Origin of the sequence: Arthrobacter sp. SO5 (assembly GCF_020532805.1) — a bacterium.
Classification (GTDB): domain Bacteria; phylum Actinomycetota; class Actinomycetes; order Actinomycetales; family Micrococcaceae; genus Arthrobacter.
On sequence record NZ_MQTQ01000028.1, the window covers coordinates 15,732 to 27,525 of the forward strand.

Below are 11,794 nucleotides of genomic sequence, written 5' to 3' on the forward strand. Positions count from 1 at the left end.
AGGTCCGTGCCGGCGAGGCACTGACCGTCACGGGGCCCAACGGCTCGGGGAAGTCGACCTTCGCCCTGACCCTGGCCGGACTGCTGGCTCCCGTGTCCGGTGCGGTGTCCGCCACGCCGGAGCTCAGCGGCGGAGCCGGGATTGACCCCTACCGCTGGAAGGCCAAGCAGCTGATCACCAGGATCGGCACCGTTTTCCAGGAACCCGAACACCAATTCGTCACCGGCCGCGTCCTGGACGAGTTGACGTTCGGTCCCCGGCACCTGGGCCGCGGCGAGGACCGCGTGGACGAACTGCTGGAACGGCTGCGCCTGGCCACGTTGGTGGACGCCAACCCCTACACCCTCTCCGGCGGCGAAAAACGGCGCCTCTCCGTGGCCACCGTGCTCGCCGCCCACCCGCAGGTGCTGGTCCTGGACGAGCCGACCTTCGGCCAGGACGCCACCACGTGGGCAGAACTTGCCTCCTTCCTCACCGAACTGCTCGACGCCGGCACGGCCGTGGTCTCCGTGACCCACGATGCGGAATTTACCGCGGCCCTGGGCGGCACCGAACTCAGCCTCCGCGCCCCGGACCGCCTGGAACCGGCGCCCGCGGCGCCGGGAAGGGCCGGCGCGCAGTGAGGGAGGAACTGACGCTGGACGGCAACCGCTCCCTCCTCACCCGAGCGAACCCCCTGGCGAAGTTCGCCGCCGTCGTCCTCATCACCATGGTCCTGGCGCTGTCCATCGACTGGGTGTCCGCCTCGGTGGCGCTCGCCTGCGAGCTGCTCCTGGTCCCCCTGGCCGGGCTGACCCCCGGATTGCTGTGGAAACGAGGCTGGCCGCTGATCCTGGCGGCCGCGCTGGGCGGCTGGAGCACCACGATCCTGGCGCCGGACAGCGGGAACATCCTGTTCGACGCCGGCATCTGGTCCATCAGCGAGGGGTCCCTGGAGCTCGGGGCGGGCTTCATGCTCCGGGGCCTGGCCATCGCGCTTCCGGCGGTCCTGCTGATGAGCTGCACCGACCCCACGGACCTGGCCGACGCCCTGGCGCAGAAGGCGAAACTCCCGCACCGTTTTGTCCTGGGCACGCTGGCCGCGCTGCGGCTCGTGGGGCTCATGGCCGAGGAATGGCAGACCATCGGCATGGCGCGCCGGGCCCGGGGCGTCGGCTCGCACGGGAATCCGCTACAGCGGCTCCGGGCCGTGCTGGGGCAAAGCTTCGGGCTGCTGGTCCAGGCAGTCCGGCGGGCCACCCGGCTGGCGGTCACCATGGAGGCCCGGGGGTTCGGCGGCGCCCGGCGCACCTGGGCCCGGACCTCGACGTTCAGCCGGCTGGACGCCTGGGTGGTGCTCGGCGGACTGCTGATCGCCGGCGCGGCGGTAACCGCGGCGCTGGGCGCCGGGACCTGGAACATGGTCTTCCTCGCACCGCAGTAGCATGGGCACCCCAACGTCGGTTTATCGCACAATACGGATATTAGTGTGAGATTAGCGGCACTCCGGCGGTCATTCCGCGGTTCAATAGCTCATCCGTGATATTTTCTTGGGATGACTCAACATACTGCCGAACACGTAGGGGCGCTGCTCCGGGATGCCCGCGGCCAGAAAGGCTGGACCCAAGGACAGCTGGCAGCCGAGCTGGGGACCAGCCAGAGCGCCATCGCCCGGATGGAACAGGGCAAGCAGAACCTGAGCCTGAAAATGATCCAGCGGCTGGAATCCATTTTCGGACGCACCATCGTTGAGGTGGGCCGCCCGGCCATGACGCACCTCCGGGTCGAGGGCGGCCGCACCCTGGCCGGCGCCGTCGACGTCAACAGCAGCAAGAACGCCGGCGTGGCGCTGTTATGCGCCAGCCTGATTAACCGCGGCACCACGACGCTGCGGCGCCTGGCCCGGATTGAAGAGGTTAACCGGATCGTGGAGGTGCTGACGAGCATCGGCGTCGAATGCACCTGGCTCAACGCCAGCGACCTGCAGATCCGCCGCCCCGCCGTCCTGGACCTCGATTCCATGGACGTGGAGGCAGCCCGCCGCACCCGCAGCGTCATTATGCTGCTGGGTCCCCTGCTGGACGAATCAAGCGAATACCGGCTCCCTTACGCCGGCGGTTGCGACCTCGGCACCCGCACGGTGCAGCCGCACATGCAGGCGCTGCGCCAATTCGGGCTCAGCGTGGACGCGAAGTCCGGTTTCTACGCCGTGCAGGCGCCGCCGTCGGACGGGCGCGACCGGTCCTTCGTGCTGAGCGAACGCGGTGACACCGTCACCGAAAATGCCATCATGGCCGCCGCCCACCGCCCCGGCCGCACCATCATCCGCAACGCCAGCCCCAATTACATGGTGCAGGACCTCTGCTTCTACCTGCAGATGCTCGGCGTGGAGATCGAGGGCGTGGGCACCACCACCCTGAAGATTACCGGCCGCCCCTCGATCGATGCCGACATCGAGTACTTCCCGTCCGAGGACCCCATCGAGGCGATGAGCCTCATCACCGCGGGCATTGTGACGAACTCCGAGGTCACCATCCGCCGTGTCCCCATCGAGTTCATGGAAATCGAACTCGCGACCCTGGAGCAGATGGGCCAGCGGCTGGCGGTGTCCGGCGAGTACCTGGCCCGCAACGGCCGGACCCGGCTGGTGGACGTCACCACCCGGCCTTCCGAACTGCGTGCGCCGGAAGACAAGATCCACCCCATGCCGTTCCCGGGCCTGAACATCGACAACCTGCCGTTCTTCGCGGTCATCGCGGCCAACGCCCAGGGCCAGACGATGATCCACGACTGGGTCTATGACAACCGCGCGATCTACCTGACCGAACTGAACAAGCTCGGCGCCCGCGTGCAGCTGCTCGACCCGCACCGGATCTACGTCAACGGACCCACCAAGTGGCGCGCCGCCGAGGTGGGCTGCCCGCCGGCCCTCCGCCCGGCCGCGTGCCTGCTGCTGGCCATGCTGGCAGCCCGCGGCGTTTCGGAACTGCGCAACATCTACGTGATCGAACGCGGCTACGAGGACCTGGCCGAGCGGCTGAACACCATCGGCGCGAAGATCGAGTACTTCCAGGATTGACCCGCTGACCCCGCTGACCCCGCCGGCCCAAGCAACGCGGGGTCAGATCGCGCCCGTCCGGTGGCCCCGCATGGGCGCGGAGTGACCCCGCGTTGGGGTAGCGCGCTGGGGCCGATCCTGACGCACAATAGATCTATGCGCACGTTCGGCGTGGAGGAAGAACTCCTCATCGTGGATCCGGAATCGGGGCTGCCCCTTCCCCTGGCCGATGCCATGCTGCCCAGCCTCGTGGCGCCCAAACCGGACGCCGGCCCGGACGGGCCGGCAGCCCCCTGGCCGCCGGTCCACGAGGATGCCGGGTTCAGCTTCGAGCTCAAGCTTGAGCAGATCGAAACCCAGACGCGGCCGTGCCTTGACCATGCGGAGCTTCTGCGGCAGGTCAACCAGAGCCGTGCACTCGCGGACCGGGCCGCCCGGCTGCACGGAGGGCGCGTGGCCGCCCTGGCCACCTCGCCCCGGGGCTCGGCGACGCACACGACGCCCTCGCCCCGGTACGTCACCATGCAGGAACGCTTCGGGCGCACCGTCCGGAACCAGCTGACCTGCGGCTTCCACGTCCACACCTTCGTGGAGTCCCCGGAAGAGGGCGTAGCGGTCCTGGACCGGATCCGCGACAAGCTGGCCGTGCTGATAGCCCTCAGCGCGAACTCGCCCTACTGGAACGGTGCGGAGACGGGGTTCGAAAGCTACCGCACGCAGGCCTGGAACCGCTGGCCGGGCTCGGGCCCCACGATGATCTTCGGCAGCCTGCCGGTCTACCGGCGGGTGGTGACCCGGCTCGTGGAAAGCGGTGTGCTGCTGGACGAGGGGATGATCTACTTCGACGCGCGGCTCTGCCGGCACCACCCCACCGTCGAGGTCCGGGTCGCCGACATCTGCCTGCGGTCCGAGGACGCGGCGCTGATTGCGGTAATGGTGCGGGCGCTGGTGGAAACGGCATGCCGGGAATGGAACGACGGCGTTGATCCCGCCCCGGTGCCGACGGCGCTGCTTCGCATGGCGGCGTGGCAGGCCAGCAATTGCGGGCTGCGGGGGCAGTTGCTGGACTTCGGAACCTTCACGCCCGCCCCCGCCAGGGAAGTCGTCCAGGCCTTCGTGGACTATCTGGCCCCAGTGCTGGCGGACCAGGGCGAGCTGGGCCTGGTGCAGCTGGGTATCGCCCGGATCCTCGCGGAGGGGACCGGCTCGCAGTTACAGCGGCGGCCGTACGCGCAGGGCGGGCTCGCCGCCGTCGTCGCCCGGGCCATCACCCTGACCCTGCAGGGGGCCGAATCCGGCGTCCCCTCCGTCGAAACGTCCCTTCTGGGCCGGGTCCGGCGCGGCTAGACCTGTTTGAGCGCCTGGCGCATGTCCCGGATCAGATCCTCGACGTCCTCCAGGCCCACGGAAAGCCGGACGACGCCGTCGCCCAGGCCGATTGCCGCGCGGCCCGCCGGGCCCATGGCACGGTGCGTGGTGGTGGCCGGGTGCGTGATGAGGGACTTCGCATCACCCAGATTATTGGAAATGTCGATGATCCGCAGCGCATCCAGCAGCGCGAAGGCGGCCTCCTTCGCGGAACGCCCCGGCGAGGGCGAGAGCTCGAAGGTGAGCACGGTGCCGCCGGCCTTCATCTGCCGGGCAGCGAGCTCGTACTGCGGATGGGATTTCAGGAGCGGATACAGCACCGTGCTGACCTGGAGCTGCTCCTGGAGCCAGGCGGCCAGCCGCAGGGCCGATGCCGAGGAGTGGTTCACCCTCAGTGACATGGTTTCCAGGCCCTTGGTGAGGACCCAGGCGTTGAACGCGGAAAGCGCCGGGCCAGTGTGGCGCATGAGCTGCTTGACCGGGCCCTCGATGAACTCCCTGGTGCCCAGGATCGCGCCGCCCAGCACCCGGCCCTGGCCGTCGATGTGTTTGGTGCCGGAGTAGACCACCACGTCCGCGCCGAGGTCCCCGCAGCGCTGCAGCAGCGGGGTGGCAAAGACGTTGTCCACGACCACCGTGGCGCCGGCCGCGTGGGCCAGTTCGCTCACGGCGGCGATGTCCACGATTTCCTGCATGGGATTGGACGGCGACTCGAAGAAGACCGCCGTCGCCGGCTGCGCGAGGGCAGCCCGCCACTGCTCGAGGTCCGGGCCGTCCACGAAGACCGTCTCCACGCCCCAGCGCGGCAGGATCTCATTGAGGATCACAAAGCAGGACCCGAACAGCGAGCGGGCGGCGACCACGCGGTCCCCGGCCGCCAGCAGCGCGCCGAGGGCGGTAAACACCGCGGACATGCCGGACGCCGTCGCAAAGCACGCCTCGGTTCCTTCGAGCAGCCGGAGGCGTTCCTGGAAGGTCGCCACCGAGGGGTTGCCGTAGCGGGAGTAGACGAAGCGGTCGTCCTCGCCGGTGAAAGCGCGTTCCGCCGCGGCGGCGGATTCGTAGACGAAGCCGGAATTGAGGAAGGCCGGCTCTGTGGTTTCCTGGAAGCCGGTGCGGTCCAGGCCGCCCCTGACGGCCTGGGTGTCGGGGCTCCAGCCTGCGGCGTCGGGATTGAAGGCCACGTCAGCGCTTCCCGGTGGTAGTGGGCAGGCCGCGGTTTTTCCAGCCGTTGACTGTCCGTTCCCCGTGCCCGTCCGGTTCGCCTTCGAAGCCTTCGAGGACGTTGTAGGCGGTGAAGCCCGCCTCGGCGGCGGCACTGGCGGCGGCGACGGATCGGACGCCGGAACGGCACAGGAACACAAGCTCGGTGTTTGCGCCGTCGGGCGCCTGCTGCTTCAGCTGCTCGATGAAGTTCGGATTGGGGATGCCGCCGGCCAGGTTCCACTGGATGAACAGCGGATCATTCGGCTTTTCGGTTGCGGACGTGGTGTCCGGGACGCCGATGTGCGCCCACTCGCCGCCGGTGCGGACGTCCACCAGGACGGCGCCGGCCGCGAGCTTGGCCCAGGCCTGCTGCGGGGTGAGGTCTCCGGCGTAGCTCACGCGTGGGCCCCGAGGGACTCGACGGCGGCGTCCGCGCTCGCCATGGCGGCCGGCAACACCACGGCCTGGGCGACGACGACGGCGGTGCCGTTGAAGGTGGCGGACGGGCTTCCGTGCAGCACGTAGCCCTCGGCCAGGGCCGCCGATACCCGCTCGCAAAAGGCGCGGTCATCGGGGCCGGTGAACAGGCGGTAGGGCAGCTTTTCGCCCGCCGTAGCGCCGGGCGCGGCCCCCGGGACGGCGGTGGACGGGACGGGTGCTGTGTTTGGCACAGGTGTGGCGGGCGCGTCAGGCACGACGGATCTCCTTCTTTCACGCTTGCAGCTCGAATGGTCGATATGCCGAGTACTCACCTGAGGCACCCCGCCGCGAAAGGGAGGGTTGCCGACCGGCCAGTCAGGGCTTGGCGCCGGGTCTCATTACTCCCCAAAAACGTAACACCTGCGACGCCGGCCCGCAGCGCCGGGCCGTCATGTTCAGTCACGGGAGCCCAGGACCGGTTCCGGGGAATGCAGGTACTGCCAGTGGTGCCGGGGCAGGTTCTCAGGTAGCAGCCACTCGTGTGTGCCCGGACCTGAGCGCATTTACTGGGAGGACAGGGCCGGCCATGTGGCCGGCAAGGTCTTAAATGCCTGCGAGGCGAGGTCGCCGTAGGTTCGGCGCCGGCGCCCGCAGCGGAGGGAGAACCATGGGCCCGCGTGTATTGGTTACCGGAATAGGCGGCGCGGCAGGCCGAGCTGTCGCCGCCCAGCTAGCGGCCCGGGGAATTCCCGTACTCGGCGCTGACGTCCGCGAAGTGCCTGGCGCCGAGGCCGTCCTGATCCCGCCGGTCGGTGATCCCGGCTGGATCCCCGCACTCCGCCGGCTCATTGACGCACAATCCCTCAACGTGGTCATTCCCACGCTCGGCGGGGAGCTTCCGCTTCTGGCCGCCGCCCGCGCCGGGTTTGCCGACGGCGTCCGGCTCATCGTCGCCGACCCCGGGCCGGTCGCCCTCGCCGCCGACCGACTCTTCACCGCCTGGACGCTGCACGCGGCGGGGGTCCCGGTTCCACGGTTCGGAGTGCCCAGCGACTTCGCCGCCGCCCCGGCGTCCCTGGCGGCCCTCGGCGGTCCAGTCGCCGTGAGGGCCCGGCTCGCCTGCGCTGGAAAGGGGGTCCGGGTCCTGGCGGAAGCCAGTTCGGTGGACTGGGGGCTCCTGCCGGACGGCCAGATCGTGCAGGAGTTGATCCCCGGTGCCGCCTACTGCGCCATGGTGTTCGGCACTCCGGTGCGTAACGCACTGGCACCATTCGCCGTCGTCGTGAAGCAATTGGAACCGGGTTTCCCAACCCCCGGCAGCGGCGGGGTGAGCCGGCGCTTGCCGGCAGGCGAAGGCACCGATATCGGCAAACTCGCACTGGCGGCTGTCCGCGTACTCGGCCTGACCGGGCCAGTGGACGTCGACATCCGGCGCCGGGCCGACGGCACCCCGGTGGTGCTCAGTGTCCACGCGCATTTCGGGGCCAGCAGCGCCTCCGCGCCCGAGCTGCTCGACGCGGTTCTGGCGGCGTTCCTGCTCCCGTCGTTCAACCCTGCATCGTTCCGGCGGTCTCCGACGGCGCACGCATATGCCGTGGGCTGAGGCAACAGTGCCCCGAGAGCACCTGTGGCTTGGTGTCCTCGAGCTCCGGACCGAGGCCTGCCAGGCGGGGCCAGCCCGCGCTGACCACCATCCGCAACGCGGGGTCACCTCGCGCCCATCCCGGGCCGCAGGATGGGCGCTAGGTGACCCCGCGTTGCTCTAGATCGGGGGTTATTCGATCGTGGCGTACAGGGCGTTGAGTTCGGCGGTGAGCTGCCGGCGCAGTTCTGCGGTGCCGATTTCGCGGCCGTCGATGTGGTTGACGGGCGCCAGCAGCCGGATGCTCGAAATGAGCCACACGGAGTCGGCGTCGTACAGGTCCTTCGGCTCCAGCGGGCCGTAGCCCAGCTCCCAGCCGGCGGCCTTGGCCGCGGTGAACAGGGCGCCCTGCGAGGTGCCTGGCAGGATTCCGCTGTCCAGCTGGGGGGTGATGAGCCGCCGGACGGTGCGGACACCGCCGGCGCCGTCGTCGGAGGTTTCCAGATGCGCCAGCAGCACGGTCGACGTCGGGCCCTCCAGGACCCGGCCGTCGGCGGAGGTGAAGATCACGTCGTCGGCGCCCTGTTTGTGGGCGTAACGCAGCGCGGCCATGTTGACCGCATAGGAGAGGGTCTTGGCCCCCAAAAGCAGCCAGGGGGCGCGCTCGCCCACCTCGCTGTCGTAGCCGCGGTCCAGGAGGATCACGTCGATCCCGGTCTCGCGCTGGCGGCGGCCGGCGGCACCGGGTTCGGAGGCCTGGACCCAGCATGTCGGCGCGCCGGCGCCCTCGACGCCGCGGGTCGCCACGAGCTTCACGACGAGTTCGTCCGCGTCGCCGGCGGCACCTTCTTCGGGGGAAGGCCGCCGGCCGCGGTACTCGCCAACCGCCGTCTCAATCGCCCGGCGCCAGGCGTCCTCCGACGGAAGGTCAAGCTCCAGCGCGCGGGCGGACCCGGCGAGGCGGTCCAGGTGGGCCTGCAGCTTGCGGGGCCGGCCGCCCACGGCCAGCAGGGACTCAAACACGCCGTCCCCGCGGGTGGCACCCTGGTCCGTGGCCATCAGTTGCGGCCGGGTGGCGTCGGCGATGCGGCCGTTGTCAAACTCGGGATCCAGGAAGACCAGGACGGTGGCCGGGCCGGGAACGGGGGCAGGAGAAGTCATGGCTTCAGCTTAGTGCGGCCGTCCTCGGATAGGATTTGCAGGTTGCCCGTTCCGGAACTCTTCCGCGGGCCTTTGCTCGAGGGGTTCGCCTGTGCTGTGGCCGTTTTCGCTGATGGAGACACTTCCGTCCTGGGCGATTCTCATTTTGACCCTGATCGACTTCGCCATCCGCGCGCTGGCCCTGGGCATCATCCCCGGAAACCGCCGCCCCACCACCGCCATGGCGTGGCTGCTGATCATCTTCTTCGTGCCCGCCGTGGGCCTGGTGCTGTTCCTGCTCTTCGGCAACTTCCGGCTGTCCCGCAAGCGCAGGGCGCAGCAGGACGCCGTGAACAGCCGGGTCCGCGCAGGCGCTTCCCAGCTGGCCGCCGTCGAAAGCCACTACGCGGGTCCGGAGTGGGTGGCTTCCGCTGCGGAGCTGAACAAGACCCTGGGGTCGCTGCCGATGGTGGACGGCAACAGCGTGGAGCTGCTGCCCGGCTACCCGGATTCGATCAAGGCAATGACCGCGGCCGTCCGTGAGGCGAAGAACTTCGTCAACGCCGAGTTCTACATCATGAGCACGGACCACGTCACAGACGAGCTGTTCACGGCACTCGAGGAGGCCGCCGAGCGCGGCGTCGAAGTGCGCATTCTCTTCGACCACCTCGGCACGCTGCGGATCAAGGGCTACCGGAAACTCATTGCCCGCCTCGAGGCGGGCAAGATCCGCTGGCGGCCGATGCTGCCGCTGAGCCCGCTGCGGGGGCAGTGGCGCCGGCCGGACCTGCGCAACCACCGCAAAATCATGGTGATCGACGGCGAAATCGCGTTCACCGGTTCGCAGAACCTGATCGAACCGTCCTACAACAACCCGCGGCACCGCAAGGTTGGCCGCGAGTGGGTGGAGCTGATGGCCTGCCTGCGCGGCCCGATCGTCACCACGCTGAACGTCGTCTTCGCCACGGACTGGCTCAGCGAGACCGACGAATCGCTCGAGGACCAGCTCGCGCACGAGCCCGAACTCCATGCCGGCAACATCACGGCCCAGGTGGTGCCCAGCGGCCCCGGCTTCATCACCGAGAACAACCTGCGGCTCTTCAACACGCTCATCTACTCGGCCCAGCACAAGATCTCGATCTGCAGCCCGTATTTCGTCCCCGACGACTCCCTGCTGTACGCGGTGACGACGGCGGCCCAGCGCGGCGTCGACGTCGAACTGTTTGTCTCGGAAAAAGGCGACCAGTTCCTGGTCCACCACGCCCAGCAGTCCTACTACGAGGCCCTGCTCGAGGCGGGGGTGCGGATCTACCTGTACAAGGCCCCCTACGTGCTGCACGCCAAGCACTTCACGATCGACGACGAATTGGCAGTCCTCGGGTCCAGCAACATGGATATGCGGTCCTTCTCGCTGAACCTCGAGGTCTCGGTGATGCTCCTGGGCGAGGACATCGTGCAGAGGATCCGGGCCGTTGAGGCCACCTACCGCGACATTTCGCACGAACTTGTACTCGACGACTGGACCAAACGGCCCGTGATGGTCAAGTACGTGGACAACGTGGCACGGCTCACGGCCACGCTGCAGTAGCAGGCTGCGCGAAAGCCTGGCCGCCGGCTGCAGTCAGTCAGCTCAACCAGCCGGGAACCGGGCGCCGAGTGCCGAGAGGACCCCGTAGGCCTTGGTCCGGATCTCCTCGTACTCCTGCTGCGGCGAGGAATCCGCCGTGATCGCCCCGCCGATCCCGAGGCTGAGTTGCGCCCCGCCGCCTGCCCGCCCCTCGATCACGAGGGTGCGGATCGCGACGGCGAGGTCGGTGGCTCCGTTCAGCGAGAAGTAGCCGATCGCGCCGGAGTACACGCCGCGCGGCGCGCCTTCGAGCCGGTCCAGGATGGCCATGGTGCTGACCTTCGGGGCGCCCGTCATGGATCCGGCCGGGAAGCAGGCGGCGACAGCCTCGGCCCGCGGCATCCCGGGCTTGAGCCGGGCGTCGATGGTGCTCACCATCTGGTGGACGGTGGCGTAGCTTTCGATCGCGCACAGCCGGCTCACGGATACGGAACCGGGTACGGCGAAATGGCTCAGGTCGTTGCGGAGCAGGTCCACGATCATGATGTTTTCGGCGCGGTCCTTGGGCGAGGATTCGAGGTCCCGGCGCAGCGCCGCATCCCGTGCGGCGTCGGCGTCCCGGCCGCGGGTGCCCTTGATCGGCTCGGCCCGCATCCGGCCGTCGGCCGCGATCCGCAGGAAGCGCTCCGGCGAGGTGCTGGCGACCGCGAGTTCGCCGAAGCGCAGGAAACTGGCGAAGGGGGCGGGGTTGCGTCGGCGCAGCGCCAGGTAGGCCTGCCAGGGATCCGGGCCGCCGGCGGGCGCCTGCGCGGTCAGGGCGGTGGTGAGACAGACCTCGTAGGTGTTGCCCTCAGCGATCTGGTGCTGGGCCTCGGTGATCTTTGCGGTGTAGGAGGCTTTCGCATCCCGTGCGGTGAAGTCCGGTCCGGCGGACGCCGGTGGAGCGTGCACCGCGCCGTGGTTGCCGTCGCCTGCCGCCGCCGGCTCCCCGCGCGAGGCTTCGGTGACGGCCGCTCGGGCTCTCTCCAGCCAGTCAGCGGCGTCGGGGGTGTCCAGGGCCAGCAGCCACACCGTGCGTTCCACGTGGTCCACGACGACGGCACGGCCGGCGAAAAGCAGGCAGGCGTCGGGCGTCTGCGCCGTGACGTCGCTGCCGCCGGTTTCACGCTTGAGTTCGTAGCCGAGGTATCCGAGCCAGCCCAGCGTGAATTCGCACGGGTAGCCATCGGGCGCGCGGAGGGCGCGGCGCCCCCAGACCCCGTCCAGCCAACGGAAGAACGGTCCCACTGTTCTCACTGTGGCGTTGCCGACGCTCACGCTTGTCGTGCCGGAACTGTGCCGGACGGACTGGCCGAAGCGTCCGCCGTCGTCGGCCAGGATGCTGAAGCGGCTGCGTTCCGCGGCATCCGGCCCGGCGCCCGGACCCGCCGGTTCCGCCGGTCCCGCCGGCCCGGCGCCCGGACCCGCCGGGTCC

The 11,794-nt window shown here is 69.4% G+C and carries 11 protein-coding genes and 1 riboswitch; of the genes, 6 read left to right on the forward strand and 5 right to left on the reverse strand.

The window, feature by feature from the left end; translation table 11 throughout:
- From BJG92_RS05010 to BJG92_RS05025, 4 genes are all read left to right on the forward strand, one after another.
- Window positions 1–623, forward strand: a 623-nt coding sequence (locus BJG92_RS05010) for an ABC transporter ATP-binding protein (RefSeq protein ID WP_232082924.1), incomplete at its 5' end; no start/stop codon positions are given.
- On the forward strand, window positions 620–1,423 hold the full coding sequence (locus BJG92_RS05015; protein WP_232082925.1) for an energy-coupling factor transporter transmembrane protein EcfT: 804 nt from the start codon (window positions 620–622) through the stop codon (window positions 1,421–1,423). The genes BJG92_RS05010 and BJG92_RS05015, both read left to right, overlap by 4 nt.
- Before the next feature lie 111 nt (window positions 1,424–1,534).
- Window positions 1,535–3,058, forward strand: a complete 1,524-nt coding sequence (locus BJG92_RS05020) for a UDP-N-acetylglucosamine 1-carboxyvinyltransferase (protein ID WP_232082926.1) — start codon at window positions 1,535–1,537, stop codon at window positions 3,056–3,058.
- A gap of 135 nt (window positions 3,059–3,193) precedes the next feature.
- The gene (locus BJG92_RS05025) at window positions 3,194–4,384 is read left to right on the forward strand and encodes a glutamate--cysteine ligase (protein ID WP_232082927.1); all 1,191 of its coding nucleotides are present in this window, start codon (window positions 3,194–3,196) and stop codon (window positions 4,382–4,384) included.
- Here the strand turns inward: BJG92_RS05025 and BJG92_RS05030 are convergent.
- The 3 genes from BJG92_RS05030 to BJG92_RS05040 are packed head-to-tail and all read right to left on the reverse strand — an operon-like array spanning window position 4,381 to window position 6,210.
- A complete protein-coding gene (locus tag BJG92_RS05030) occupies window positions 4,381–5,589 on the reverse strand; it encodes an O-succinylhomoserine sulfhydrylase (RefSeq protein WP_232082928.1) in 1,209 nt (402 codons plus the stop codon). The two genes, BJG92_RS05025 and BJG92_RS05030, sit on opposite strands and share 4 nt — an antisense overlap.
- 1 nt (window position 5,590) lies before the next feature.
- Window positions 5,591–6,010 (reverse strand): rhodanese-like domain-containing protein, encoded by a 420-nt coding sequence (locus BJG92_RS05035; RefSeq protein ID WP_232082929.1) that lies wholly within the window; start codon window positions 6,008–6,010, stop codon window positions 5,591–5,593.
- A complete protein-coding gene (locus tag BJG92_RS05040) occupies window positions 6,007–6,210 on the reverse strand; it encodes a DUF1737 domain-containing protein (protein WP_232082947.1) in 204 nt (67 codons plus the stop codon). Before BJG92_RS05040 ends, BJG92_RS05035 begins: the two co-directional genes overlap by 4 nt.
- Before the next feature lie 109 nt (window positions 6,211–6,319).
- A riboswitch (SAM riboswitch) is annotated at window positions 6,320–6,434 on the reverse strand.
- A gap of 279 nt (window positions 6,435–6,713) precedes the next feature.
- Between BJG92_RS05040 and BJG92_RS05045 the strand changes: the two genes are divergently transcribed.
- Complete coding sequence (locus tag BJG92_RS05045; RefSeq protein ID WP_232082930.1) at window positions 6,714–7,634, forward strand: hypothetical protein; 921 nt, start codon at window positions 6,714–6,716, stop codon at window positions 7,632–7,634.
- A gap of 171 nt (window positions 7,635–7,805) precedes the next feature.
- On the opposite strand, the gene BJG92_RS05050 is transcribed toward BJG92_RS05045, so the two are convergent.
- Entirely contained in the window at window positions 7,806–8,774 is a 969-nt protein-coding gene (locus BJG92_RS05050) for an aminodeoxychorismate lyase (protein WP_232082931.1), read from the reverse strand.
- A 112-nt stretch (window positions 8,775–8,886) separates the two neighbouring features.
- Between BJG92_RS05050 and cls the strand changes: the two genes are divergently transcribed.
- Window positions 8,887–10,341 carry a cardiolipin synthase gene (gene cls, locus BJG92_RS05055; protein WP_232082932.1) on the forward strand — a complete coding sequence of 485 codons (1,455 nt, stop codon included), beginning with the start codon at window positions 8,887–8,889 and terminating at the stop codon, window positions 10,339–10,341.
- 42 nt (window positions 10,342–10,383) lie between these two features.
- On the opposite strand, the gene pabB is transcribed toward cls, so the two are convergent.
- Window positions 10,384–11,794: aminodeoxychorismate synthase component I (gene pabB / locus BJG92_RS05060; protein ID WP_232082933.1), on the reverse strand; the 1,411-nt coding region annotated here is incomplete at its 5' end.